Source organism: Alloalcanivorax profundimaris (assembly GCF_015265435.1).
In the GTDB taxonomy this organism is placed as follows: Bacteria; Pseudomonadota; Gammaproteobacteria; order Pseudomonadales; family Alcanivoracaceae; genus Alloalcanivorax; species Alloalcanivorax profundimaris.
Genome location: NZ_JABJWH010000009.1, coordinates 34,770 through 59,157, shown reverse-complemented (window position 1 = coordinate 59,157; position 24,388 = coordinate 34,770). Strand labels below are relative to the sequence as shown.

Annotated in this window: 22 protein-coding genes; 17 read left to right on the top strand and 5 right to left on the bottom strand. The window is 65.9% G+C overall.

Annotated features, from left to right (window positions below; translation table 11 throughout):
* The first annotated feature begins 61 nt into the window (after window positions 1-61).
* From HMJ39_RS05555 to HMJ39_RS05505, 11 genes are all read left to right on the top strand, one after another.
* Window positions 62-1,225, top strand: a complete 1,164-nt coding sequence (locus tag HMJ39_RS05555) for an ABC transporter substrate-binding protein (RefSeq protein WP_161383114.1) — start codon at window positions 62-64, stop codon at window positions 1,223-1,225.
* 237 nt (window positions 1,226-1,462) lie between these two features.
* Complete coding sequence (locus tag HMJ39_RS05550; RefSeq protein ID WP_161383113.1) at window positions 1,463-3,547, top strand: 3-hydroxyacyl-CoA dehydrogenase NAD-binding domain-containing protein; 2,085 nt, start codon at window positions 1,463-1,465, stop codon at window positions 3,545-3,547.
* A 21-nt stretch (window positions 3,548-3,568) separates the two neighbouring features.
* The gene (locus HMJ39_RS05545; protein ID WP_161383112.1) at window positions 3,569-4,768 is read left to right on the top strand and encodes an acyl-CoA dehydrogenase family protein; all 1,200 of its coding nucleotides are present in this window, start codon (window positions 3,569-3,571) and stop codon (window positions 4,766-4,768) included.
* 277 nt (window positions 4,769-5,045) lie between these two features.
* On the top strand, window positions 5,046-6,197 hold the full coding sequence (locus HMJ39_RS05540) for an acyl-CoA dehydrogenase family protein (RefSeq protein WP_194296577.1): 1,152 nt from the start codon (window positions 5,046-5,048) through the stop codon (window positions 6,195-6,197).
* A gap of 200 nt (window positions 6,198-6,397) precedes the next feature.
* Window positions 6,398-7,429 carry an NADP-dependent oxidoreductase gene (locus tag HMJ39_RS05535; RefSeq protein ID WP_161383110.1) on the top strand — a complete coding sequence of 344 codons (1,032 nt, stop codon included), beginning with the start codon at window positions 6,398-6,400 and terminating at the stop codon, window positions 7,427-7,429.
* A gap of 9 nt (window positions 7,430-7,438) precedes the next feature.
* Complete coding sequence (locus HMJ39_RS05530; RefSeq protein ID WP_194296576.1) at window positions 7,439-8,887, top strand: DHA2 family efflux MFS transporter permease subunit; 1,449 nt, start codon at window positions 7,439-7,441, stop codon at window positions 8,885-8,887.
* The gene (locus tag HMJ39_RS05525; protein WP_194296575.1) at window positions 8,887-9,807 is read left to right on the top strand and encodes a ketopantoate reductase family protein; all 921 of its coding nucleotides are present in this window, start codon (window positions 8,887-8,889) and stop codon (window positions 9,805-9,807) included. Before HMJ39_RS05530 ends, HMJ39_RS05525 begins: the two co-directional genes overlap by 1 nt.
* A 115-nt stretch (window positions 9,808-9,922) precedes the next feature.
* A complete protein-coding gene (locus HMJ39_RS05520; protein ID WP_194296574.1) occupies window positions 9,923-12,400 on the top strand; it encodes a TonB-dependent siderophore receptor in 2,478 nt (825 codons plus the stop codon).
* Window positions 12,401-12,417: 17 nt separating this feature from the next.
* Window positions 12,418-12,675, top strand: coding sequence for a hypothetical protein (locus HMJ39_RS05515; RefSeq protein ID WP_161383106.1), 258 nt, complete (start codon window positions 12,418-12,420; stop codon window positions 12,673-12,675).
* The gene (locus HMJ39_RS05510) at window positions 12,675-12,980 is read left to right on the top strand and encodes a hypothetical protein (RefSeq protein ID WP_194296573.1); all 306 of its coding nucleotides are present in this window, start codon (window positions 12,675-12,677) and stop codon (window positions 12,978-12,980) included. Before HMJ39_RS05515 ends, HMJ39_RS05510 begins: the two co-directional genes overlap by 1 nt.
* A gap of 2 nt (window positions 12,981-12,982) precedes the next feature.
* Window positions 12,983-14,599 carry a PepSY-associated TM helix domain-containing protein gene (locus HMJ39_RS05505; RefSeq protein WP_194296572.1) on the top strand — a complete coding sequence of 539 codons (1,617 nt, stop codon included), beginning with the start codon at window positions 12,983-12,985 and terminating at the stop codon, window positions 14,597-14,599.
* Here the strand turns inward: HMJ39_RS05505 and HMJ39_RS05500 are convergent.
* Together HMJ39_RS05500 and HMJ39_RS05495 are read right to left on the bottom strand one after the other, a co-directional pair.
* Entirely contained in the window at window positions 14,587-15,342 is a 756-nt protein-coding gene (locus HMJ39_RS05500; RefSeq protein WP_161383103.1) for a class II aldolase/adducin family protein, read from the bottom strand. The genes HMJ39_RS05505 and HMJ39_RS05500 overlap by 13 nt on opposite strands.
* 149 nt (window positions 15,343-15,491) lie before the next feature.
* Complete coding sequence (locus HMJ39_RS05495; protein ID WP_194296571.1) at window positions 15,492-16,457, bottom strand: zinc-binding dehydrogenase; 966 nt, start codon at window positions 16,455-16,457, stop codon at window positions 15,492-15,494.
* Window positions 16,458-16,561: 104 nt separating this feature from the next.
* On the opposite strand from HMJ39_RS05495, the gene HMJ39_RS05490 reads away from it, so the two are divergent.
* Window positions 16,562-17,590, top strand: a complete 1,029-nt coding sequence (locus tag HMJ39_RS05490) for an MBL fold metallo-hydrolase (protein ID WP_161383101.1) — start codon at window positions 16,562-16,564, stop codon at window positions 17,588-17,590.
* A gap of 244 nt (window positions 17,591-17,834) precedes the next feature.
* Here the strand turns inward: HMJ39_RS05490 and HMJ39_RS05485 are convergent, their stop codons facing one another.
* Window positions 17,835-18,986: an acyl-CoA dehydrogenase family protein gene (locus HMJ39_RS05485; protein WP_161383100.1), complete on the bottom strand. Its 1,152-nt coding sequence runs from the start codon at window positions 18,984-18,986 to the stop codon at window positions 17,835-17,837.
* A gap of 267 nt (window positions 18,987-19,253) precedes the next feature.
* Between HMJ39_RS05485 and HMJ39_RS05480 the strand changes: the two genes are divergently transcribed.
* On the top strand, window positions 19,254-20,459 hold the full coding sequence (locus HMJ39_RS05480; protein WP_194296570.1) for a 3-oxoadipyl-CoA thiolase: 1,206 nt from the start codon (window positions 19,254-19,256) through the stop codon (window positions 20,457-20,459).
* Here HMJ39_RS05480 and HMJ39_RS05475 read toward each other — a convergent pair.
* Complete coding sequence (locus tag HMJ39_RS05475; RefSeq protein WP_194296569.1) at window positions 20,456-20,866, bottom strand: GntR family transcriptional regulator; 411 nt, start codon at window positions 20,864-20,866, stop codon at window positions 20,456-20,458. The genes HMJ39_RS05480 and HMJ39_RS05475 overlap by 4 nt on opposite strands.
* Window positions 20,853-21,137, bottom strand: a complete 285-nt coding sequence (locus tag HMJ39_RS05470; RefSeq protein WP_161383097.1) for a hypothetical protein — start codon at window positions 21,135-21,137, stop codon at window positions 20,853-20,855. Before HMJ39_RS05470 ends, HMJ39_RS05475 begins: the two co-directional genes overlap by 14 nt.
* Window positions 21,138-21,273: 136 nt before the next feature.
* Here HMJ39_RS05470 and HMJ39_RS05465 point away from each other — a divergent pair, with 136 nt between their 5' ends.
* From HMJ39_RS05465 to cysZ, 4 genes are all read left to right on the top strand, one after another.
* Window positions 21,274-22,074, top strand: a complete 801-nt coding sequence (locus HMJ39_RS05465) for an AraC family transcriptional regulator (protein WP_161383096.1) — start codon at window positions 21,274-21,276, stop codon at window positions 22,072-22,074.
* 96 nt (window positions 22,075-22,170) lie between these two features.
* On the top strand, window positions 22,171-22,626 hold the full coding sequence (locus tag HMJ39_RS05460) for a MarR family winged helix-turn-helix transcriptional regulator (RefSeq protein ID WP_194296568.1): 456 nt from the start codon (window positions 22,171-22,173) through the stop codon (window positions 22,624-22,626).
* 95 nt (window positions 22,627-22,721) lie between these two features.
* The gene (locus HMJ39_RS05455) at window positions 22,722-23,150 is read left to right on the top strand and encodes an organic hydroperoxide resistance protein (RefSeq protein WP_161383094.1); all 429 of its coding nucleotides are present in this window, start codon (window positions 22,722-22,724) and stop codon (window positions 23,148-23,150) included.
* Window positions 23,151-23,241: 91 nt separating this feature from the next.
* Window positions 23,242-24,003: a sulfate transporter CysZ gene (gene cysZ, locus HMJ39_RS05450; RefSeq protein WP_161383093.1), complete on the top strand. Its 762-nt coding sequence runs from the start codon at window positions 23,242-23,244 to the stop codon at window positions 24,001-24,003.
* The last annotated feature ends 385 nt before the right edge of the window (window positions 24,004-24,388 follow it).

The window sequence follows — 24,388 nt, the reverse complement described above, 5'->3', positions numbered from 1 at the left end:
CGCGACACGCACCAAACCACACAACAATAGCCCAACAAAAACAATGGGAGAGAAACGCATCATGAATCTGACCAAGACCTTTCGACGTCTCGCCACCGCCAGCGCCGTGGCTCTGGCCCTGGGCGGCGCGGCCCACGCCGAGGAAGTGACCATCGGCTTCACCGGCCCGCTCAGTGGCGGCGCCGCTCTGTACGGGGAGAACACCCTGGAAGGCCTGCGCATGGCCGCCGAGGAGATCAACGACGCCGGCGGCTTCGACGTGGATGGCGAAAACTACACCATCGACATCGAATCCCTGGACGACAAGTACTCGCCCAGCCAGGCGGCGGTGAACGGCAAGCGCCTGGTGCAGCAGTACGACGCGCCGATCATCTTCACGCCGCACTCCGGCGGCACCTTCGCGCTGCAGGCCTTCAACGAGCGCGACGGCTTCCTGATCATGTCCTACACCTCGGTGCCGGCGGTGACCGCCAAGGGCAACGAGCTGACCGTGAAGATTCCGCCCAACTTCACCGACTACCTGACGCCGTTCACCAAGATCACCATGGACCGCTTCGGCAAGAAGCTGGGCGTGGCCAACGCCACCCACGACTACGCCAAGTACTGGACCAAGGAGTTCGTGCCGGTGTGGCGCAAGGCCGGCGGTGACGTGGTGTCCATGAACCCGATGGACTACAACAAGTCCGCCGACTTCTACACCGGCGTCAGCAAGGTGCTCTCCGAGGACCCGGACGTGCTGTTCGTGGGCGGTGCCTCCGAGCCCACCGGTCTGGTGGTGCGCCAGGCCCGGGAGCTGGGCTTCAAGGGCGGCTTCGTGATCATGGACCAGGCCAAGATGGACGAAGTGGCCAAGGTGTCCGGCGGCCTGGAATCCCTGGAAGGGTCCGTGGGCGTGGTGCCCCTGGCGGAATACAACACCCCCGGCGCGGAGCGCTTCGTCAAGCTGTGGCAGGAGAAGCATGACGGCGTGGCCACCTCGGAAACCGCCTACCACTACTTCGCCATGTACCTGATCATGCACGCCATGCAGGAAGCCGGCAGCGTGGACGATCCGCGCGCCATCCGCGCCGCCATTCCCCAGGCGCTGGCCAAGGTCGATCCCAAGCACAACCCCTACGACGTGACCGACGTCACCGAGGACGGTAACCTGGGCGCCGATCCGCAAATCGCGGAAGTGGTCGACGGCAAGGTGGTGATTCGCGAAACCGCCGACTACAAAGACTAAGCCCGCCCCCGCGGCTTCAGAGGGCACCCGGTGGGTGCCCTTTTTGGTTCGGGCCCGCGATCCGGCGGCCCGTTCCGGAACCGTCCGCTAGATAAAACCAAGTTTCGAATTATTGATAAAAGGCCCGCATTTCTTATACTGAGGAGCCTGGAATCCAACCCGTTTTAAAGGCCACCGGAGACGCCGGAAAGATGGCGAAAAAAGACATTTCCGGGGCTTTTTGCTGAAGGAGAGAACATGAGCGACCTAGTCAGCTACCGTCTGGAAGGCGACATCGGCGTCATCAGTGTCAATTACCCGCCGGTCAACGCCCTGGGTCAGGGCGTGCGCGAGGGGCTGGTGGCGTGTCTGCGCCAGGGGCTCGACGACGACCAGGCCAAGGCCCTGGTGGTGATCGGTGAAGGCCGTACCTTCCCGGCCGGCGCCGACATCCGTGAATTCGGCAAACCGCCCCAGGGGCCGGCTCTGCCGGACGTGGTGGCCGAATACGAAGCCAGCGACAAGCTGGTGGTCGCCGCCATCCACGGCACCGCTCTGGGCGGTGGCCTGGAAGTGGCCCTGGGCTGCGATTACCGCGTGGCCCTGGATTCCGCCAAGGTCGGTCTGCCGGAAGTGAAACTGGGCATTCTGCCCGGCGCCGGTGGCACCCAGCGTCTGCCGCGCCTGATCGGCGCCCAGAAAGCCCTGGAAGTGATCGTCGCCGGCAACCCGGTGAAAGCCAAGGACGCTCTGGAGCTGGGCATCGTCGACGAACTGATCGGCGGCGACCTGCTGGAAGGCGCCCTGGCCTTTGCCCGCAAGCTGGCCGCCGACAACGCGCCCCTGCGTCGCATCCGTGATCTCCAGGCCAAGAAGGAAGATCCGGACCTGTTCTCCAACTTCGAGAAATCCATCGCCCGCAAGCAGCGCGGTTTCAAGGCCCCGTTCCACTGCATCAAGGCCGTGCAGGCCGCCGTGGAGCTGCCCTTCGACGAAGGCATGAAGCGCGAGCGCGAACTGTTCGCGGAGCTGCTGGTGAGCCCGGAATCCCGCGCCCAGCGCCATGTGTTCTTCGCCGAGCGGGAAGTGGCCAAGGTGCCCGGTCTGCCCAAGGACACCCCCAAGCGTGACATCAACCAGGTGGCGGTGATCGGCGCCGGCACCATGGGCGGCGGCATCGCCATGAACTTCGCCAACGCCGGCATCCCGGTGAAGATCCTGGAGGTGAAGGAAGACGCCCTGGAGAAAGGCATCGCGGTGATTCGCAAGAACTACGAGAACACCGCCAAGAAGGGCCGCATCACCGCCCAGCAGGTGGAGGATCGCATGGCGTTGATCCAGCCCACCCTGAGCTACGACGATCTGTCCGACGTGGATCTGGTGATCGAGGCCGTATTCGAGAACATGGATGTCAAGAAAGCCGTGTTCTCCGAGCTGGACCGGGTGTGCAAGCCCGGTGCCATCCTCGCCACCAACACCTCCACCCTGGACGTGAACCGCATCGCCGAATTCACCCAGCGTCCCGAGGACGTGATGGGCATGCACTTCTTCAGCCCGGCCAACGTGATGAAACTGCTGGAGAACGTGCGCGGCGAGAAGACCGCCGACGACGTGGTCGCCACCGTCATGGACCTGAGCCGCCGCATCGGCAAGGTGGGCGTGTTGGTGGGCGTGTGCCACGGTTTCGTCGGCAACCGCATGCTGCACAAACGTCAGGCGGAAGCCATCCAACTGGTCAACGAGGGCGCCAGCCCCGCCCAGGTGGACAAGGTGCTGTTCGACCTTGGCTTCCCCATGGGCCCGTTCGCCATGTCCGACCTGGCCGGCATGGACGTGGGCTACCGCATTCGCGAGGAGCTGCGTAAGGAAGATCCCGACAACGCACCGCCGCGTAACTGGACCGACGAGCTGGTGGAGCAGGGCCGTCTGGGTCAAAAAACCCAGGCCGGCGTGTTCGACTACAAGGAAGGCGACCGTACCCCCGTGCCTTCATCCGAGGTTGACGCCCTGATCGCCAAATTCCGCGAGGAGCAGGGTATCCAGGCCCGTGAAGTCAGCGATCAGGAAATCCTGGAGCGCTGCATGTACGTGATGGTCAACGAAGGCGCCAAGATCCTGGAGGAGGGCATCGCCGCCCGCCCCCTGGACGTGGACGTGATCTGGATTTACGGCTACGGCTTCCCGGTTTACCGGGGCGGCGTGCTGTTCTGGGCCGACTCCGTGGGCGTCAAGACCATTTATGACAAAGTGAGCCAGTTCCACAAGGAAACCGGCAACGACGTATGGAAGCCGGCGGCGCTGCTCGAGAAGCTGGCCAATGAGGGCAAAGGCTTTTACGGCTGAGCCCGGCACTGAGAGGACGTTATGGACATTAATTACACCCCGGAAGAGAGCGCGTTCCGCGACGAGGTCCGCGCCTTCCTGAACGACAAGCTGCCGGCGGACATCTCCCGCAAGGTGAAAGAACACAAGCGCCTGGGCAAGGAAGACACCGTGCGCTGGCAGAAAATTCTCAACGAGCAGGGCTGGCTGGCCCTGCACTGGCCGAAGGAACACGGCGGCACCGGCTGGAGCCCGATCCAGAAGCACATCTTCGAGGAAGAGTGCGCCGAAGCGGGCGCCCCCACCGTGCTGCCGTTCGGCGTCAACATGGTCGCCCCGGTGATCATCAAGTTCGGCACCCAGGAGCAGAAGGATTATTACCTGCCGCGCATCCTGCGCAGCGATGACTGGTGGTGCCAGGGCTACTCCGAGCCGGGCGCCGGCTCCGACCTGGCCAGCCTGAAGACCCGCGCGGTGCGCGAAGGCGATCACTACATCGTCAACGGTCAGAAGACCTGGACCACCCTGGGCCAGCACGCCAACATGATTTTCTGCCTGGTGCGCACCGACCCGGACGCCAAGAAACAGGAAGGCATTTCCTTCCTGCTCATCGACATGGAGAAAAGCGAGGGCATCACGGTGCGCCCGCTGATTACCCTGGACGGCGAGCACGAAGTGAACGAAGTGTTCTTCGACAACGTCAAGGTGCCGGTGGAAAACCTGGTCGGCGAGGAGAACAAGGGCTGGACCTGCGCCAAGTACCTGCTCACCTTCGAGCGCACCGGCATCGCCGGCGTGGGCTCCTCCAAGGCGGCCCTGGCGCACCTCAAGCAGGTGGCCCGGGAGCAGCAGGTCAACGGCAAGCCGCTGATCGAGGAACCGCACTTCCGCGCCCGCCTGGCGGACGTGGAAATGGAGCTGATGTCCCTGGAGATGACCAACCTGCGCACCGTGGCGGCCGCGGAGGCCGGCGGCGTGCCCGGGGCGGAAAGCTCCTTCCTGAAGATCATGGGCACCGAGCTGCGCCAGGAGATCACCGATCTGTTCCGCCGCGCCGCTGGTCCCCATGCGCTGCCGTTCCTCCCCGAGGAGCTGGAGGGCGATTTCGAAGGCCCCTACGTGGGGCCGGAATTCGCCGCCTCCGTGGCCAGCCGCTACTTCAATTTCCGCAAGCTCTCCATCTTCGGGGGCTCCAACGAAATTCAGAAGAACATCATCTCCAAGATGATTCTCGGACTTTGAACCTGATCGACATTATTTCAGCTTTGCGACGGAGCCAGTTTCCGCGCAGAGCTAGGAATGAGGAGAGACGTTTGGTTATGCCAAATGAACGACGAATGACGCCGCGCTGCGTGGAAACTGGCCCGTCCCTTCGGGCTGCGCCCGAAAACGCGGCAGCCCGCGTTGCGCGCTTTGCCCTTGGCGCCACCAAGGGCTGCACCACGCGCCTTGTCTGCCACGTTTTCGGGCAGCAGCGCAAAGATGAACTAATGCCGATCAGGTTCTAGGAGACGCGAACATGGATTTCAAACTGAGCGACGAGCAACGCATGCTCGAAGAGACCGTGGGTCGTCTGGTCCGTGACACCTATACCTTCGACGCGCGCAACAAGATCCTGGAGTCCGAGCAGGGCTTCAGCACCGACATGTGGAACCAGTTCGCCGAGCTCGGCCTGCTGGGCGTGCCCTTCTCCGAGGAAGCCGGCGGCTTCAACGGCGGCGGCCCGGAGCTGATGGTGGTGGCCGAGGGCTTCGGCCGCGGCCTGGTGGTGGAACCCTACCTGGCCACCGTGGTGCTCTCCGGCGTGCTGATCGACAAGCTCGGCGACGACGCCCAGAAAGAGCAGTGGCTGGCCGCCATCATCGGCGGCGAGACCCGCTTCGCCCTGGCCGCCTACGAGCCCCGTGGCCGCTACGACCACACCGTGGTCGAGACCAGCGCCAAGAAAGACGGCGACGGCTATGTGATCAGCGGCGAGAAAGCCGTGGTCCTGCACGGTGACAGCGCCGACCAGCTGGTGGTGATCGCCCGCACCGGCGGCGACGCCGACGCCCGTGACGGCCTCAGCGCCTTTATCGTCGACGCCAACGCCGATGGCGTGACCCGCAAGGGCTACGCCACCATCGACGGTCTGCACGCCGCCGAGATCACCCTGAGCAACGTCAAGGTGGGCGGTGACGCCCTGCTGGGCGAGGAAGGCAAGGCCATCGACGCCCTGGAAGCGACCCTGGATCTGGGCCTGATCACCCTGTGCGCGGAAGCCGCCGGCGCCATGGAAGTGGCCTGCGACCAGACCCTGGAATACATCAAGGAACGCCAGCAGTTCGGCGTGCCGATCGGCAAATTCCAGGCCCTGCAGCACCGCATGGTGGAAATGCGCATGGAGCTGGAAAAAGTGCGTTCCATCACCATGCTGGCGGCCTGCAGCCTGGACGCCCCGGCGGACCTGCGCAAGAAGCGCATCTCCGCGGCCAAGGCCCAGGTCGGCAAATCCGGCCGCAAGGTGGCCGAGGAAGCGATCCAGCTGTTCGGTGGCATGGGCATGATGGAAGAGACCCCGGTCTCCCATTACGCCAAGCGCATCGTGATGATCGACCACTGGTTCGGCGACCGGGAATACCACCTGGGTATCCTGGAAACGCTGATCGACGTGGACGACCACGCAGCATGAAAAAAGGGCGGCCTTCGGGCCGCCCTTTTTAGTTAATAGTTAACAGTGAACAGTTAATAGCGACCCCCCCTCTCGGATACGCCTGAGCGCCCGTCGGGGTTCGCTGTTCACTGTTAACTGTTCACTGTTAACTCAGCATCTTCGGTTTCTTATAACCGCTGAGCGCGAATAACAATTTAGCATTCGGGAGAACGCACACCATGTCCGCTAATCGTCAGATCATTCTCGCCAAACGTCCCACCGGCATGCCCGGTGATGAAAACCTGAAACTCCAGGAAGGCAGTGTCCCCGAGGTGGGCGAGGGCCAGGTGCTGGTGCGCACCATCTATCTGTCCCTGGACCCCTACATGCGCGGCCGCATGAGCGCCGCCAAGTCCTACGCCGCCAGCGTGGAGGAGGGCGCCGTCATGGAGGGCGCCACCGTGGGCCAGGTGGTGGAATCGCGCAGCGGCGACTTCAAGCAGGGCGACTATGTGCTGTGCCCGGGCGGCTGGCAGGAATACTCCGTCAACAGCCCGAAAATGATGCGCAAGCTGGACCCGGCCCAGGCACCGATCAGCACCGCCGTGGGCGTGCTCGGCATGCCCGGCTTCACCGCCTACGTGGGCCTGGATGAAATCGGCAAGCCGCAAAAAGGCGAAACCGTGGTGGTGTCCGCCGCCGCCGGCGCGGTGGGCCAGGTGGTCGGCCAGATCGCCAAGATCCAGGGTTGTCGCGTGGTCGGCGTGGCCGGCGCCGAGGACAAGTGCAAGCACGTGGTCGACGCCTACGGCTTCGACGCCTGCGTCAATTACAAGGACGCGGACTTCCGTGACCAGCTCAAGAAAGCCTGCCCGGACGGCATCGACGTCTACTTCGAGAACGTGGGCGGCGACACCTTCGACGCGGTGATGGAGCTGGTCAACGACTTCGCCCGCATTCCGGTGTGTGGCCGCATCGCCCACTACAACGACACGGAAATGCCCCAGGGCCCGGATCGCCTGCCCGGCTTCATGGGCAAGGTGCTGGTCAAGCGTCTGCTGATCAAGGGCTTTATCCAGTTCGACTACGCCCACCGTGGCCCGGACTTCCAGCGCGACATGAGCGCCTGGATCCGCGACGGCAAGGTGCATTACCAGGAAGACGTGGTGGACGGTCTGGAAAACGCCGTCAGTGCGTTCCAGGGCCTGCTGCAGGGCAAGAACCGGGGCAAGCTGCTGGTCCGCGTCGGTGAAGACCCGACCCTGAAGTAAGGGTCCTCCATGTCCGACAATCCGGCCGTGGCGCGTCTGTTCGAGCGCCACGGCACCCGCTATCGATGGTTCGCCACCGTCACGGTGATGCTCGGCACCCTGTCCGTGGTGCTGGCCTCCACCATCATCAATGTGGCGGTGCCGTCGATCATGGCCCAGTACCGCCTGGAGCAGGATCAGGTCCACTGGCTCGCCACCGGCTTTTTGGCGGCGATGACCGTGGGCATGCTGCTCAATGCCTGGGCGGTGGCCCGTTTCGGTTCCCGGGGCGCCTATCTGATCGCCCTGGGGGTGTTCATCGCCGCCTCGCTGCTGGGCGGGTTCGCCGACAGCTTCGTGGTGCTGGTGCTGGCGCGGGTGCTGCAAGGGGTCATGGCCGGCCTGATCCAGCCGCTGGCCATGATCACCATCTTCCAGGTGTTCCCGCTGCACAAGCGCGGCCAGGCCATGGGCATCTATGGCATGGGCGTGATCCTGGGCCCGGCCATCGCGCCGGCCCTGGGCGGGGTGCTGGTGGACGCCTGGTCCTGGCGCGCCACCTTCTTCGTGGTGCTGCCCGCCTGCGCCGTGGCCATGCTCCTGGCCCGCGCCTTTCTGCCCGACCACCGCGAAGAGCAGGCGCCGCCTCTGGACTGGGCCGGCCTCGGGCTGCTCAGCCTCGGGCTCACCGCCACCCTGTGGGCGCTGGCCTCCGGCCTGCGTCGCGGCTGGCTGGAGCCGTGGCTGCTCGCCGCCTTGATCGGCGGGCCGCTGTTGCTGGTGGCGTTCGTGCTCTGGCAGCGGTGCGCCCGCCACCCGCTGTTCGACCTGCGCGTGTTCCAGACGCCCGGGTTCGGCGGCGGCTTTCTGCTGTCCATGGCAATCGGCGCCGGGGTGTTCGCTTCCACCTACATGTTCCCGCTGTACTTCCAGCAGGTGTCCGGGTTCAGCGCCTCCGCCGCCGGTTTGATGCTGATGCCCGCCGGCTTGTCCATGGCCTTTATTTTTCCGTTCGTCGGCTACTTGACCGACCGCATGCCGATCACCGGCCTGGTGGCCGCGGGGCTGCTGTTCTTCATCACCAGCATGGTGATGATGCGCGGCGCCGACGGCGCCACCGCCGGTGCCTGGCTGATCACCTGGGCGGTGCTGGCGCGGCTGGCCATGGGGCTGATGATGCCGCCGGTGACCACCGGCAGCCTGGCGATGTTGCCGCCGGCGCTGATTCCCCAGGGCGCCGGCATCATCAACTTCGGCCGCCAGACCGGCGGTGCCCTGGGCGTGAACCTGTGCGCCGTGTGCGTACAATTCTTTTCCGACCGCTACTGGCAGGCTTATCCCGAGGCCGGCCACCCCCATGCTTTCGAGGTGGGCTTCGATGACGCCTACCTGATGTTACTGATCGTTTTCGTTCTTGGTTTCTGGCCCCTGCGCGCGCTGCGCCGGGGCGAGCAACGAATGCACGCGGAGAAATCCTGATGACCGATTCCCAACCCCATGCCCTGATCATCGGCGCCGGCGCCATTGGCAGCTTCTACGGCGCCATCCTCAAGCGCGCCGGCTGCACGGTGAGCGCCGTGGTGCGCTCCGAGTACGACGCCGTCAAGGAACACGGCTTCCAGTTCGAAAGCCCCCTGGGGGATATTTCCTGGACCCCGGACCGGCTGTACAAGGACGGCGACCGCCCGGACGCGGCGCCGGACTACCTGATCCTCGCCACCAAGGTGCTGCCCGGCAGCGACCGCGCCGCCCTGGTCAAACCCTGGGTGGGCGAGGGCACCCGCATCGTGCTGATCCAGAACGGCCTGGACATCGAGCGGGAGCTGGCGGACGCCTATCCGGACAACCCCATCATCAGCTGTCTGGCGTTCGTCGCCGTGAGCCGGGTGGCACCCGGGCGCATCAAGCACAACGCCTACGGCCGCCTGGTCATGGGCCGCTTTCCGTCCGGCCTGGATGCCCATTGCGAAGCGCTGCGCGACCTGTTCGTGGCCGGTGGCATCGACATCAAGCTGGCCGAGGACGTGGTCCGCGAGCGCTGGCTCAAGTGCGTCTGGAACACGCCCTTCAATCCGCTCTCGGTGCTCGCCAACGGCGCCGACACCCTGACCATGCTGGACACCCCCGGCGGCGAGAAGCTGGTGCGCGAGCTGATGGAGGAGGTGATGGCCGCCGCCCAGGCGGACGGCCACCCGCTGCCGCCGCAGCTGGTGGACAAGAACATCGAGGGCACCCGCAAGATGCCGGCCTACAAGAACAGCATGGCCCTGGATTATCTGAACGGCCGGCCCATCGAGCTGGACGCCATCCTCGGCAACGTGGTGGCCATCGCCGAGAAGCACGGCGTCGCAGTGCCGCGCCTGGAGACCATGCTGGCGGCCCTGCGCATGCGCGCCTGAACCGCGCGCTCCGCGCACCGGTTCACGCCGTGATGAAGAGGTGATTGCCTGATCCTCGTTAATGAGACTATTATTGATAATAATTCTCATTAATAATTGAAAGAGGTGATGGCCGATGCACATGCGGATTGGCATGGCGCCCAGCGCGGGCGTGTTGATGGGGTGTTTCGCGGTTTCCCTGGGCGCCCTGGCGCCGCCGGCGCTGGCCCAGGTCACCGATACCCCCCGTGCCAGCCATCGCCCGCAGCGGGTGCGGGTGGCGGTGCCCGCCCAGGACCTGACCCGGGCCCTGGCCAATCTCTCCCAGCAAACCGGCGTGCCCATCCGCCATGCCGGTGATTTGCCGGCGATCACCGCCAACGCGGTCAATGGCACGCTCAGCCTGGATCAGGCGCTGGCCACCCTGTTGGCGGGCAGCGGTCTTGTCTGGCGGTTTACCGGCGACGGCGTGGTGGTGGAGCGCGGCGCCGAGGACGTGCATCGCCTGGAAGAGGTGCAGGTGGCCGACCAGTCGCCGGTGACGGAATACGCCTGGGGCGCGGCCAGCAAGGGCTATCTGGCCACCCATTCGGCCACTGCCACGAAAACCGACGCGGCGCTGCTGGAAGTGCCGCAATCGATCTCCGTGGTGACCCGCCAGGAAATGGACGACCGCGGTTCCGACACGGTGATGGACGCGCTCAATTACGCCGCCGGCGTGAGCACGGAACTGGATGGCATCGACAGCCGCGTGGACGACATCCGCATTCGTGGTTTCGACGCCGGCAGCTGGAGCAACAACATGTACCTGGACGGCCTGCGCATGCCCCGGGGCGGCCAGTGGACCACCACCCAGGTGGACGCCTACGGGCTGGAGCGGGTGGAGGTCATGAAAGGTCCCGCCGCCGTGCTGTACGGGCAGGTGGCTCCCGGTGGGCTGGTCAACATGGTGGCCAAGCGGCCGGCCTACGATCACCGCAACGAGGTGGTCCTGGAGGCGGGCAGTTTTGATCAATATGAAGGCGCCTTCGATCTGGGCGGCGATTTGACCGGTGACGGCCAGGTGCTGGGCCGCCTGGTGGGTTCCTACAACGACGGCGATGCCCAGGTGGACGAGACCGAACTGAGCCGGCTCTATCTGGCGCCCAGCGCCACCTGGTTCGTGTCCGGGGACACCGACATCACCTTCCTGAGCTATTACCAGAAGGACGAAGGCGGCTCCACCTATCAGTTCCTGCCGGTGCAGGGGCTGTTGTACCCCACGCCCTACGGGTACATCGACCGGGACACCTTTCTCGGCGAACCGGACTGGAACACCTATGACCGCGAACAGTGGGCCGTGGGCTACGACCTCAACCACTATTTCAACGACGTCTGGTCGTTCCGCCAGAACCTGAAATACAGCTACGTGGACACCCTGTTCCGAACGGTGGTCTCCAACCCGCGCCTCACCGTCGACAACGGCGGCCTCAACGGGGATAACCGGACCTTCCCCCGCCGTGGCGTGAAAGGCGAGGGCGACCTGCGCAGCATCCAGGCGGACAACCAGTTCAAGGCCCGTTTCCGCACCGGCGGCCTGAGCCATGACATGGTGATGGGCGTGGACTATCTGCGCAGCCACTGGCAGGCCACCCGTTACATGGTGACCGCCAATATTCCCGACATCGATGTCTTCAATCCCGTCTACGGTGGCGCCGCCGGGTTCGAGGAGAGCCTGGCGGTACAGATCGATCAAGACCGGGTCGAGCGCCAGACCGGCGTCTACCTGCAGGACCTGATCGCCCTGAACCAATGGCGGTTCACCCTGGGCGCCCGCCAGGATTACTTCGAGGTGGACGCCCTGGACGACGCGGATTCCGCCGACGACCACGCGCTCACCTGGCGCGCCGGCGCCACCTACCTGTTCGATAACGGCCTGGCCCCCTACGCCAGTTACGCCACCTCCTTCGAGCCGCTCAGCGGCGATGATTCCAGCGGCTCCCCGTTCGAGCCCTCCGAGGGCAAGCAATACGAAATGGGGGTGAAGTTCCAGCCGCCGCGCAGCAACAGCCTGGTTACCCTGTCGCTGTTCGATCTATACCAGACCAACCTGGTGGTGTTGGACGCCAACCCGCCGGCCGACGCGGCCTGCCTCGACACCGGGCCCTGCCAGCGGCAAACCGGCGAGACCCGCACCCGGGGCGCGGAGCTGGAGGCCAAGATGTGGCACGAAAGCGGGCTCAGCGTCACCGCCAGCTATACCCGCCTGGACACCGAGGTCACCGATGGCGAGCAGGAGGGCAACGACAAGCCCCTGGCCCCGGAAAACATGGCCAGCCTGTGGCTCGACTATCAGTGGCGCCAGGGTCCCCTGGCGGGGCTCGGGCTGAGCGCCGGCGCCCGTTACGTCAGCGATTTGTACGGTGACGCGGAGAATCAGTACCGCCTGGACAGCTATACCCTTTACGATGCCTCCCTGCGGTACGACCTGAGCCGCTTCGGCGCCCGTGGCCTGAGCCTGGCGCTCACCGGCCGCAATCTGAAGGACGAGGAATACCTCACCACCTGCACCCAGTACGGCTGTTCCTTTGGCTCGGCCCGCACTGTCACCGCCAGCGTCAAATACCGTTGGTAAGCGGAGAGGAGAACACCATGGCCATCGCCGTCAGTCTGATACTGAGCATTGTCGGGGCCGCCTTGCTGTATCTGGCGTCGCCCAACCAGGGCTGGCTGCGCCAGCCGTTGAGCCGGGGCTGGCTGCCCTGGGCGGCGGTGCTGGTGCTGCTATCCTGGCCCGCCTGGATGCGGGCCCTGGACCCCAAGGCGGGTTTCTTCGCCGCGCTGACCGTGTTGATGCTGCTGCTCGGCCTGCTGCCCCTGTTGTCCCTGCTGCGTCGCGGGGATCATTGATGGCGAAACCCAAGTACACCCCGATCCGGCCGGATTGGTGGAGCAAGACCCTGGCCGGCGGGCTGTTGGGCTTTACCCTGGGCATTGCCTTGAGCGGTCTGTTCGCCTGGCTGGGCCCCGGCGGCATTGACGCCGTCAACAAGGTGCAGCTGGTCATGTGGATGGTGCCGGTGCCCTGGATGATCACCTTCTCCCTGGTTTATCTGTTCCCCAGCGGCGTGCACGCCTGGCTGTGGCTGGGCGCCGCCAATCTGGCCGCCTTCGGTCTTCTGCTGGCGGCCCGCGCCGGCCTGGCGGGGGGCTGATCATGCGCAGCGACGTGATCCGCGTTTACAAGACCCTGCACACCTGGACCGGCCTGATCGCCGGCATGATGCTGTTCATCGGCTTCTACGCCGGTGCCCTCACCATGTTCAAGGATCCCCTGGAACGTTGGGCCACGCCGCCGCAACAGCAAAAGGTGGCGCCGGCGGACTGGCCCGGAGCCGGCCAGTGGCCGGCGCTGATCGCCGCCACCCTGGAGGCCCACCCCGGCTCGGCCCGGGGCTTCACCCTGCACCTGCGCCCCGAGGAAAATACGCCGGCGCCGCTGGTCTGGCGGGAAGGCGGTGACGATCACGGTGGCGGCGTGGCGCGGGGCACCACCCTGGACGCCAGCGGCGATCTGGTCACCGTGGAGAGCTCGCCCTCCGCCATGGCGGAGCTTATCGATCTGCTCCACCAGACCGGCGGCATCCCCGGGCGGGGCCATCATTACTGGGGCGTTTACGCCATGGGCGTGGTGTGCGTGCTGTATGTGCTGGCGCTGGTGTCCGGGCTGGTGGTGTTGTTGCCCACGCTGATCAAGGACTTCCTGGCCCTGCGGCGCGGGCGCAACCTCAAGCGTTTCTGGCTGGACGCCCACAACGTGGTGGGGATCACCAGCCTGCCGTTTCACCTGATGATCGGCCTGACGGTGATCGTATTCGCCTTCCACGACCAGATCTACACCGCCCTGGGGCAGGCGGTCTATGGCGACCGCCCGCTGTTCGAGCGCCCCGCGCCGGCGCCGGAGGGCGCGCCCCGGGGCGCCGACCAGCTGGTGGCGCCGGCCACCCTGCTGGCCACGCTGCGCGACGTCGAGCCCGGGTTCGAGCCCCGGGAGCTGGTCTACAGCGACCCGCTGGGTCCCCGGGCCGCCCTGCGCGTGGGTGGCAAAAGCGAGGGGCACATGCTACGGGGGGCCACCCGGGGCTTCGCCGGCATGGATCCCTACAGCGGCGAAATCACCAGCCTGGACTATCTGCCCGGCCACGAGGACACCTGGATCGACATTGTCACGGCGTTCTTCGCCCTGCACTTCGGCAACTTTGGCGGGCCGGTGATCCGCTGGAGCTATGTGCTGATGGGGCTGGGCGGCGCCTTCCTGTTCTACAGCGGCAACCTGCTGTGGGTGGAAAGCCGCCGCCGCAAACAGCGGCGCGGCGGGGCGCCGGTCAGGCAGCGGCGTGCCACCCGGGCCATGGCGGCGGCCACCGTGGGGGTGTGTTGGGGCTGCGTGGCCGGGGTGTCCGCGGCCATGGTGGCGGGCAAATGGGTCCAGGGTCTGGCGGCGGACGCCAACGCCTGGTACCCGGCGGTGTACTACGCGGTCTTCCTGGGCAGCGTAGCCTGGGCATTCTGGCGCGGCCCGGCGCGGGCCGCGGTGGAATTGCTGTGGCTCAGCGCTCTCGCCACCCTGGCGATCCCGCTCACCGGTCTGGTGGCCTGGCTGGCGCCGTCGCTGCCGCCCTGGGTGTATCCCCGGCCGGGGCTGCTGAGCGTGGAAGTCAGCGCGTTACTGGCCGCCGGGCTGCTGGTGCTGGCGGCCCGCCGCACCGCCCGCCGGGTACGGCAAGGCGGTGCCGACAGTGTCTGGTCGCGGGCGGGCGATCAACTGGCGTAGTCGCTGCCCATGCGCTCCAGCTTGCGCAGCAGCGCCGGCCAGGTGAGCTTGCTGGCCATGCCCAGCTGCTGGGACTGTTCGGCGGTGGTGTCGATGGCCGCCTGGGAAGGCAGGTAGGGCTCGCCCTGGTTGAGCGTGCGCACCTGGATCTCCGCGGCCTTCATCAGGAAGTACATGTAGGTGAAGGCCTCGCCCACGTCGCGGCCCACGCTCAGGGTGCCGTGGTTGCGCAGCAGCATCATGTTCTTGTCGCCCAGATCCCGGGTCAGCCGCTCGCGCTCATCCAGGTTCAGGGCCACGCCTTCATAGTCGTGGAAGGCGATGTGCTGTAGACACAGCATGGCGGTCTGGCTGAGCGGCAGCAGGCCGTCCTTGTGGGCACTCACCGCCACTCCGTCCGGGGCATGCAGGTGCAGCACCGCGCCGGCTTCCTCGCGGGCCATGTGCACGGCGCTGTGGATGGTGAAGCCGGCCGGGTTGACCCGGTTGGTGGCGCCGCCTTCCACGATCTCGCCATCCTGGTCCACCTTCACCAGGGAAGAGGCGGTGATCTCGTCGAACAGCCAGCCGTAGGGGTTGATCAGAAAGTGATGCTCCGGGCCGGGCACGCGGGCGGACAGGTGGGTGAACACCAGGTCCTCCCAGCCGTACAGGGCCACCAGCCGGTAGGCGGCGGCCAGGTCCTTGCGGACTTCCCACTCTCCCTGACTCATGGTGCTCTGGCGAGCGGTTGCTTCGGTCATTGCGGCACCTCATTTGTTGTGAAATAGTGTTTCATAAATATAACAACAGTATTGAACCTATGGCTATCCGAAGGAGCGGCTCCGGCCGCGATGCCTCGCGCGCCCAAGCTGCTGCCCATGTCACCGTGAACGCTCCTGCGCGGCCCACGCTAGTCGTTAACAAGCACCCGCTTACCGCTGAAGTTGTCCTCCACCATGTGCGTGTGCGCCGCCGGCGCGTCGCTGAACGGGAAGGACACCAGGGGCAGGGGCTTGAGCCGGCCGGTGGCGAACAGCGGCGCCAGCCGGTCGTTGAACACCTCGGCGATGGCGATGCGTTTTTCCAGGGGCTGGCTGCGCATGGTCATGGCCATCATGGTCGGCCGGCGCGCGATCAGGGCGCGCAGATTCAGCTCGGTGGTGGCGCCGGCCAGGGCGCTCAGCATCACCAGCTTGCCTTCCACGCGCAGGCCCTTGAGCACGGTTTTCCAGTCCGGGCCCACCATGTCCAGGATTACCGCCACGCCGTCGCCGGTGAGCGCCTGGATGCGCTCGGGGAGGGTGTCGTCCTCCACCACGCCTTCCAGAAGGCCCATCTCCCGGGCCGTGGCCAGGTTGTCCAGGTCGCGGCTGGAGCCGATCGGGCGGGCGCCCAGGGTGCTGGCCAGCTGGGTGGCGGCCAGGCCGACGCCGGCGGTGGCCGGGCGGATCAGGCACCATTGGCCGGGCTGCAGGCCGCCTTCCAGGAACAGGCCCCGGTAGGCGGTGAGAAAGGCCTCGGGGATGGTGGCGCCGGTGGCGAAGTCCAGTTCGTCGGGCAGCGTCAGCGTCTCGCGCTCATGGACCACCAGTTGCTCGGAGTAGGCGGCGCTGGGGATCAGACCCATCACCCGATCGCCCACTTTCCGGCCCATGACGCCGTCGCCCACGGCGTCGATGACGCCGGCGTATTCCAGCCCCGGCACGCTGTTGTCGAAGCCCGGGGGCGCCGGGTACAGGCCCTGGGTCTGCATGATGTCGGCGCGGTTCACGCCCACCGCGCGCACCGCGATGCGCACCTGGCCGGTGCCGGGTTCCGGCGCCTCGGCGTCGTCCAGTTTGAGAGTGTGGTCGTCCTGAATACGCCACGCTTGCATGGTGTTTCTCCCTGCCAAACCGGGCGGCCTCGCCGCCCCGGTCAAGTTCATGTTGTCGCGCGCGCCGGGATCGCCGGGCGCGCGCCCAGAAAGAGTGTCCCGGTATGAGCTCAGCGCTTCAATATCCTTTCACCGAGCCGCCGGCGTCCGGCCACCGCATCCAGGTGGCGCCGGGCGTCCACTGGCTGCATTTTCCGCTGCCGTTTTCCCTCGACCACATCAACCTGTGGCTGCTCGAGGACGGTGACGGCTGGACCCTGGTGGACACCGGTTTCGGTTCCCGCGCCACCCGGGAACTGTGGCGCGCCGCCTTCGACAGCGCCCTGGACGGACGCCCGATCCGCCGCATCCTGGTGACCCATTACCATCCGGATCACATCGGTCAGGCCGCCTGGCTGGCCGGCCATTTCCAGGCCCCGGTGTGGATGACCGAGGGCGAGTGGGCGCTTACCCATCGCCTGCAAACCGCCAGCGACGAGGCCGTGGCGGAGGGCTTCCGACGCCTGTTCGGCCGCCACGGTCTGGGCGGTGACGCCCTGGACACCCTGGCCGGTCGTGGCAACAGCTACCGCAAGGTGATGCCGGAGCTGCCGCCGGCGCCGGAGATCATCGCCGAAGGCGACGCCGTGTCCATCAACGGCGACACCTGGCGGGTGCACATCGGCCGGGGTCATGCCCCGGAGCACGCCTGCTTGTACCGGGAGCGGGACCGGTTGCTGATCAGCGGCGACCAGGTGTTGCCCACCATTTCCAGCAACCTCACGGTGCGCGCCCACGAGCCCGACGACGATCCGGTCACCGACTTTGTCGACTCCCTGCGCGCCCTGCGCGCGGCGCTGCCGCGGGACACCCTGGTGCTGCCGGCCCACGGTCTGCCGTTCCGTGGTCTGCACGAGCGCATCGACGATCTGTGCGCCCACCACGACGAACAACTCGATGCCGCCCGGGACGCCTGCGCCGAACGGCCGCTGACCGCCTTCGATCTGCTGCCGGTGCTGTTCAAACGCGAGCTGGACAGCCACCAGCTGATGTTCGCCATGGGCGAGAGCATCGCCCACCTGAACTGCCTGCACGCCCTCGGCCGGGTACGCCGCGAGGAACGCGACGGGCGCCTCTACCACATCGCGGTCTAGCATACCGTCCGGTATGGGCGGGGCATTGTATAAATTGGCTGGGGTAGGGGGGGCGTGGAGCAGTGAACAGTTAAAAGTGAACAGTGAACAGCTGTAGGAGCGGCTTTAGCCGCGATCCACCCTGGTGTTGGGCGCGACCGCTTCGCGACTGAATTCGCTCCTACGGGGAGTTCGTAGGAGCGACTGGGCGGCACTCCGCTTCAGTCGCGATAGCGGTCGGCTCAAACTGCAAGCTTGCAGCGGCCTACTGCGCGTCGCGGACCATGCCGCGAGCGATCACGATCTGCTGGATCTGGGTGGTGCCCTCGTAAATCCGGAACAGACGCACGTCCCGGTAGAAACGTTCCACCGCGTACTCGGCCATGTAGCCGGCGCCGCCGTGGATCTGCACCGCCCGGTCGGCCACCCGGCCCACCATTTCCGCGCAGAACAGCTTGCAGCAGGAGGCGTCGAGGCTGACGTTCTTACCGGCGTCCTTGCTGCGCGCCGCTTCCAGCACCATGGAACGGCCGGCGAAGGCCTCGGCGCGGGAATCGGCCAGCATCGCCTGGATCAGCTGGTGGTCGGCCAGGGGCTGGCCGAACTGCTTGCGTTCCATGGCGTACTTGAGCGCGTCCTCGATCAGGCGCTCGGCGACGCCCACGCACACCGCCGAGATGTGCAGACGGCCCCGGTCCAGTACCTTCATGGCGGTTTTGAAACCCTGGCCTTCCTTGCCACCGATGATGTTCTCGGCGGGCACCCGGCAGTTATCGAAGGTGATGTCGCAAACGTGGGCGCCTTTCTGGCCCATCTTCACGTCCGGCTTGCCACGGATCAGGCCCGGGGTGTCGCCTTCCACGATAAAGGCGGTGATGCCGCCGGCGCCCTTGTTGTCCGGATCGGTGCGCGCCATCACCGTGTACAGGCCGGCTTCCGGGCCGTTGGTGATGTAGCGCTTGGTGCCGTTCAGCACGTAATGGTCGCCGTCCTTGTCGGCCCGGGTTTTCAGGCTGGCGGCGTCGGAGCCCACGTCGGGCTCGGTGAGACAGAAGGAACCGATCACTTCGCCGGTGGCCAGCTTGGGCACGTACTTGCGCTTCTGTTCCTCGGTGCCGTCGATCAGGATGCCCTGGGCGCCGATGCCGTTGTTGGTGCCGAACAGGGAGCGGAACGCCGGCGAGGTGTGGCCGATCTCGAAGGCCACCAGGGCCTCCTCTTCCATGGTCAGGCCGAGGCCGCCGTACTCTTCCGGAATGGACAGGCCGAACAGGCCCATTTCCTTCATTTCGCTGGCGATATCCTCGGGAATGGCATCGTTTTCCGCCACGGTCTGCTCCGCCGGAATCAGGCGGTCGCGCACGAAACGGCCGATGGTGTCGACGAGCTGGTTGAGCACTTCCTGGTCGCGAATCATGGGGCTCTTCTGTCTTATTGGTTAATCTGGAAGTCGGACCGCCTGGAAGAGTGACTGGTGGGTCGCCGGCGGCTTGCATCGCACTCTGTCACGACCTATTCTCTCCGTCAAGTTTTGGAATAATGTTCCGCTATGCGGACTAAAGCGCCTGGCGGCGCAGTTAAAAGTTGAAAGTTGAAAGTTAAAAGTGGAAAGCGCGGTCGGGCTGCGTGCCGGCCGGGCCGTCCTTTTAACTTTCAACTTTTCACTTTCAACTCAGGAATTTCAATGCTCGACGCCTACATCTATGACGGCCTGCGCACGCCCTTCGGTCGCCACGCCGGCGCCCTGGCCCCGGTACGCCCCGACGACCTGCTGGCCGGCGTGATCCGAGCCTTGATCGCGCGCAACCCGTTCGCGCCGGAAGACTTCGAGGACCTGGTGGCCGGCAACACCAACCAGGCCGGCGAGGACGCCCGCAACCTGGCCCGCCACGCCGGCCTGCTGGCCGGCCTGCCGGAAACCGTGGCCGGCCTCACCGTCAACCGGCTCTGTGGCAGCGGCCTGGCCGCCACCCTGGACGCGGCGCGCATGGTCACCGTGGACGAAGGCGAGCTGGTGATCGCCGCCGGCGCCGAGTCCATGAGCCGCGCGCCCTTCGTCATGGCCAAGGCGGAATCCCCCTACAGCCGCAACATGCCCATGTACGACAGCACCATCGGCGCCCGCTTTCCCAACCCGCGCATCGAGCAGCAGTTCGGCCGCGACACCATGCCGGAAACCGCCCAGAACGTGGCCGCCGAGCTGGGCATCAGCCGCGAGCAGGCGGACGCCTACGCCGCCCAGTCCCAGCGCCGTTACGAAGCGGCCCGCGCCGACGGTTTCTTCGCCGCCGAGCTGCAGGCCGTGGAAGTGCCCCAGGGCCGCAAGAAGCCGCCGCTCAGCGTTACCGAGGACGAGCACCCGCGCCCGGGCACCGATGTGGAAAAGCTGGCCAAACTGCCCGCCATCGTGGAAGGCGGCGTGATCACCGCCGGTAACGCCTCCGGCGTCAACGACGGCGCCGGCGCCCTGATCATCGGCTCCCGCGCCGCCGGCGAGAAAGCCGGCATCGCCCCGCGCGCCCGCATCATCGCCGGCGGCGTGGCCGGCGTGCCGCCGCGCATCATGGGCCTGGGCCCGGTGGGCGCCTGCCGCAAGGTGCTGGACCGCGCCGGCCTGACCCTGGCGGACATGGACGTGATCGAAATCAACGAGGCCTTCGCCGCCCAGGTGCTGGGCTGCTGCAAACAGCTCGGCCTGGAAGGCGACGACGAGCGCCTCAACCCCAACGGCGGCGCCATCGCCGTGGGCCACCCCCTGGGCGCTTCCGGCACCCGCCTGGCGCTCACCGCCCTGCGTCAGCTGGAGCGCATCGACGGCCGCTACGCCCTGGTCAGCCTGTGCATCGGCGTGGGGCAGGGCGTCGCCATGCTGATCGAACGCCAGCGCTAATCGTCGTCCGCGCCGTCGAGGAAGGCCCGCGCCAGCCGGTCCGCTTCCTCGGCGGTGGCCACGATCCGTAGCGGCACTTTGAACAGGCCCGCCAGGGCCGCGCTCTGTGCCCGCATCATCGTTCGTTTGGTGGTGTCCGGCTCCACCGCCACCATGCCCCGGCAACGGCGCGCCAGGGTGTCCCGGTTGCGCTTCATCCACAGGGTGCGGCGTTTACGGTCCTCATGGGCTTCCCGGTGTTCGCCCTCGATGGCGGCGACCACCATCACGAACGGATCGGGCTGCCCGATCAGGGTCTCCATCTCCGCCTCCCATTGCACCGCGTAGCCCTCCGGCAGCCCCTCGGGCATCAAACGCACCAGCGGAAAGTCGGCCACGTCGTGGACCTGAAAGTCACTCGGATGCATGGCCCGCCTCCCGGTCGGTGTCGGCGGCGTCCAGCCAGGCCCGCAGGGCCGGATCGCGTACCTCGAGAAGCTCGAACAGGCCCAGAGCCCGCAGTGCCGGCAGCAACTCGCGCAGATCATGTTCCGCCCGGCGCCGCTGGTCAGGCTCGGTATCCGGCTCCAGCCACAGTCGGGCGTTGGCCAGGAAGGCGCCCACGGAGCCCTTGCGGATCACCGTGCCGTTCCGCTTCAGGCTGTTTTGTTGATCGGGAAGAATGTCGTTGGCTCGCATAGTTGGTTCCTTGAGTCGGTTCCTTGAGTCGGGGCCGGGAATCAGGGTGCGATCCAGATTAGCGTCGAGGGTCTGACTGAAATACCGTATAAGGGCCATTCAATATCGGAACTACGCCAATATGACCTGGACCAGGATGCCCCCGACCGGGGGCAGCGGCACTTTCCCGGCCTTTCAGGGCCCGCTGCTCGCACGCATCTGGGACAAATCCCGGGCCAGCCGGGAGGCCCGCGCCGCCGGCGTCCATCAGCACCGGGAAGGGCAGCTGTGCGGCGCCACGGAGGGCCTGTTGACCGTGCACACCGGCGACACCCGCTGGGCGGTGCCCGCCCTGCATGCCATCTGGATTCCGCCCCGCCGGGAGCACGGCATCGACCCCCACGGGCAGTTCGACGGCTGGGCCATGCTGATCAATGAAACGCTGTGCCAGGGGCTGCCGGCGGAACCCTGTATCCTGCGTGTGTCCGGTCTGCTTATGGAGGCGGTGAAGCGCGTGGCCGACTGGGACGAACAGTCCTGGGCGCCGGAGCGGGATCCACTGGTGGCGGTGATCGCCGCCGAGATTCGCGGCCTGCCGAACGCGCCTCTGGGGCTGGTGATGCCCCGGGATCCAAGGCTGGCGCGCATCGCCGACGCCCTGCTGCGCGACCCGGCGGACCGGCGCGGCCAGGCCGAGTGGGCAAGCTGGGCCGGCCTGTCGCCGCGCACCCTGTCGCGGCGGTTCCCCCGGGAAACCGGGCTGGGCTTTCAGGCCTGGCGTCAACGCGCCCGTCTGCTGCGCGCTCTGGAACACCTGGCCGCCGGCCTGCCGGTGACCACGGTGGCCCTGGAATCCGGCTACCAGACCACCAGCGCCTTCATCGAGGCCTTTGGCCAGGTTTTTGGAATGACACCGGGCCGCTGGCGGGGGAGGGGCGGGCTGGTGGATCGCGCCTGAAACCGCTTCTGAAAAGCGATGGAAACCGCAGCGGGCCGCTTCCATCGTCTCGGTTGTTGCTTGCTATTAAATAGCGCGCTATGTAATTATCCGCCCATGAACGATGACACCGACACTCCGGACTCCCTGTTGCAACTCGACCTGCAGGTTTGCTTCGCGCTGTATTCCACCCAGCTGGCGATGACCAAGGTCTACCGCAAGCTGCTGCGCGAACTGGATCTCACCTACCCGCAGTACCTGGTGATGATGGTGCTCTGGGAGCACGACGGGCAGTCGGTGTCCGCCATCGGCGAGCGCCTGTTCCTGGATTCCGCCACCCTGACGCCACTGCTCAAGCGGCTGGAGAACGCCGGCCTGCTGCAACGCCGGCGCGCCACCGAGGACGAGCGGCGGGTGGAGGTACGGCTGACCGACGCCGGCCGCGCTCTGCGCCGCCGCGCCGAGGCGATCCCCGAGGCGGTGGCCTGCGCCAGCCGCTGTGAGCCGGAGGAGTTGGTGGCGCTCAAGGAACAGTTGGAAACCCTGCGGCGGCGGCTTACTGAAACGTCCTGAACGCCGCCCGGTCGCGATCAGGCTTCGCGGCAACGTACAAGCATTTAAATAGCGCACGATTTAATCGTGCAAAATCAAGCAAACGGAGAAACCCCATGACCATCGAAAAGACCCTCTATCAGGCGGAAGCCCGTGTCACCGGTGGCCGCGACGGCCGTGTCACCAGCAGCGACAAACAACTCGACGTTCAGCTCACCACGCCCAAGGCTCTGGGCGGCCCCGGTGGCGAGGGCACCAACCCGGAGCAGCTGTTCGCGGCGGGCTATTCCGCCTGCTTCCTCAGTGCCCTGAAGCTGGTGGCCGGCAAGGCCAAGGCGGAGTTGCCCGAGGACACTCACATCAATGCCAAGGTGGCCATCGGCCCGGACGGCGAGGGCTTCGGCCTGGCCGTGACCCTGGCGGTGACCCTGCCGGGCCTGGATGAAAGCGACGCCCGCGCCCTGGTGGAGAAGGCCCATGAAGTGTGCCCGTACTCCAACGCCACCCGGGGCAACATCCCGGTGGAGCTGGAAGTCCACGTTTGAACTGGCACCCCGGCCCGGCCTCGCCGCCGGGCACTGGCCTCGATGGCCGGCAATGCTAGAATCGGCCGGCATTCGCTGAAACGAGGTCGTCGTGTCCCAAGTCACCCGCGCGCTGGATTATCTGAAACAAGGTCTCACCCTGGCCCGCAGCCCCGGATTGCGGGCCTACGTGGTGGTACCCATGATCTTCAACGTGCTGGTGTTCGGCGGTCTCTATTACCTGTCCGGTCAGTGGATCGCCGGCTGGATCAGCACCGCCACCGCCGGCTGGGCCTTCGACGGCGGCCTCAGCTTCCTGAACGGCGCCATCGATTTCCTGGTCAGCGCCGCCGTGGTGCTGGTGTGGATCCTGCTGCTGGGGCTGCTGGCCAGCGTCTTCACCCTCGGCGTGCAACTGATCGCCGCGCCCTTCATGGGCTTCCTGGCGGAAAAGGTCGATGTGCGCGCCACCGGCCGGCCGCTGCCGGAGGAATCCATCCCGGCCATGACCCTGCGGGTGTTCAAGCGTGAGCTGCGCAAAACCTGGTACTGGCTGTGGCGGGCGGTGTTGATTCTGTTCGTGGTGCTGGTGATTTACTTCATCCCGGTGGTCAACGTGTTCGCCTCCGCGGTCTGGTTCCTGTGGTCCGGCTGGTTGCTGGGCATGCAATACATCGACTACGCCGCCGACAACCGTCAGGTGCCGTTCACCGAGATGCTGGAACGCCTCAAGACCAAACGCTGGCTGGTGCTCACCTTCGGCTCGGTGATCCTGGGCCTGACCATGCTGCCCCTGGTGAACCTGGTGATCATGCCGGTGGCGGTGATCGCCGGCACCCTGGTGTGGGTGCACGAACTGGAAGAGGGGCCTTGACTGGCCCCTTTTTTTGTTTCGCCGAAAAGCTTTTTTATAATGAGAAAAGCTGATTTTTTTTAAGTATCGTTTCGTTCTCAAAATGTTCCTTACGAAACCGGGTTGTCCCTGCCCGGTCCGGAGCGGAAATAATCCGGTGTTTTCTCCCCAAATACCTCGAAATACCCCGTTTTTCCCTGGCTGATATTTTTATCGTATTCCTGTTTTTTCATACGTAAATAGCATCAATATTCCGCCCTAAAAACGCTTAAGAACGTAAATAAATGTTCGTTGACCGTAGCAGTTTCGTGAAATAGATTTCCTGAATTGTGAACTGGTTCACGTCGTGCAAAAGTTTGCAAAAAGTCCAAAGAGCACGGCGGGAACAACGTTTGGAGCACCGCTC

Excerpts from the sequence above, each read along its gene's own strand:
- HMJ39_RS05555 (WP_161383114.1), top strand. The coding sequence starts at position 62 with ATGAATCTGACCAAGACCTTTCGACGTCTCGCCACCGCCAGCGCCGTG.
- HMJ39_RS05515 (WP_161383106.1), top strand. The coding sequence starts at position 12,418 with ATGGCCATCGCCGTCAGTCTGATACTGAGCATTGTCGGGGCCGCCTTG.
- HMJ39_RS05535 (WP_161383110.1), top strand. The coding sequence starts at position 6,398 with ATGTCCGCTAATCGTCAGATCATTCTCGCCAAACGTCCCACCGGCATG.
- HMJ39_RS05465 (WP_161383096.1), top strand. The coding sequence starts at position 21,274 with ATGCCCCCGACCGGGGGCAGCGGCACTTTCCCGGCCTTTCAGGGCCCG.
- HMJ39_RS05510 (WP_194296573.1), top strand. The coding sequence starts at position 12,675 with ATGGCGAAACCCAAGTACACCCCGATCCGGCCGGATTGGTGGAGCAAG.
- HMJ39_RS05520 (WP_194296574.1), top strand. The coding sequence starts at position 9,923 with ATGCACATGCGGATTGGCATGGCGCCCAGCGCGGGCGTGTTGATGGGG.
- HMJ39_RS05495 (WP_194296571.1), bottom strand. The coding sequence starts at position 16,457 with ATGCAAGCGTGGCGTATTCAGGACGACCACACTCTCAAACTGGACGAC.
- HMJ39_RS05530 (WP_194296576.1), top strand. The coding sequence starts at position 7,439 with ATGTCCGACAATCCGGCCGTGGCGCGTCTGTTCGAGCGCCACGGCACC.
- HMJ39_RS05475 (WP_194296569.1), bottom strand. The coding sequence starts at position 20,866 with ATGCATCCGAGTGACTTTCAGGTCCACGACGTGGCCGACTTTCCGCTG.
- HMJ39_RS05460 (WP_194296568.1), top strand. The coding sequence starts at position 22,171 with ATGAACGATGACACCGACACTCCGGACTCCCTGTTGCAACTCGACCTG.
- HMJ39_RS05490 (WP_161383101.1), top strand. The coding sequence starts at position 16,562 with ATGAGCTCAGCGCTTCAATATCCTTTCACCGAGCCGCCGGCGTCCGGC.
- HMJ39_RS05525 (WP_194296575.1), top strand. The coding sequence starts at position 8,887 with ATGACCGATTCCCAACCCCATGCCCTGATCATCGGCGCCGGCGCCATT.
- HMJ39_RS05545 (WP_161383112.1), top strand. The coding sequence starts at position 3,569 with ATGGACATTAATTACACCCCGGAAGAGAGCGCGTTCCGCGACGAGGTC.
- HMJ39_RS05540 (WP_194296577.1), top strand. The coding sequence starts at position 5,046 with ATGGATTTCAAACTGAGCGACGAGCAACGCATGCTCGAAGAGACCGTG.
- HMJ39_RS05480 (WP_194296570.1), top strand. The coding sequence starts at position 19,254 with ATGCTCGACGCCTACATCTATGACGGCCTGCGCACGCCCTTCGGTCGC.
- HMJ39_RS05485 (WP_161383100.1), bottom strand. The coding sequence starts at position 18,986 with ATGATTCGCGACCAGGAAGTGCTCAACCAGCTCGTCGACACCATCGGC.
- HMJ39_RS05550 (WP_161383113.1), top strand. The coding sequence starts at position 1,463 with ATGAGCGACCTAGTCAGCTACCGTCTGGAAGGCGACATCGGCGTCATC.
- HMJ39_RS05470 (WP_161383097.1), bottom strand. The coding sequence starts at position 21,137 with ATGCGAGCCAACGACATTCTTCCCGATCAACAAAACAGCCTGAAGCGG.
- HMJ39_RS05505 (WP_194296572.1), top strand. The coding sequence starts at position 12,983 with ATGCGCAGCGACGTGATCCGCGTTTACAAGACCCTGCACACCTGGACC.
- HMJ39_RS05455 (WP_161383094.1), top strand. The coding sequence starts at position 22,722 with ATGACCATCGAAAAGACCCTCTATCAGGCGGAAGCCCGTGTCACCGGT.
- HMJ39_RS05500 (WP_161383103.1), bottom strand. The coding sequence starts at position 15,342 with ATGACCGAAGCAACCGCTCGCCAGAGCACCATGAGTCAGGGAGAGTGG.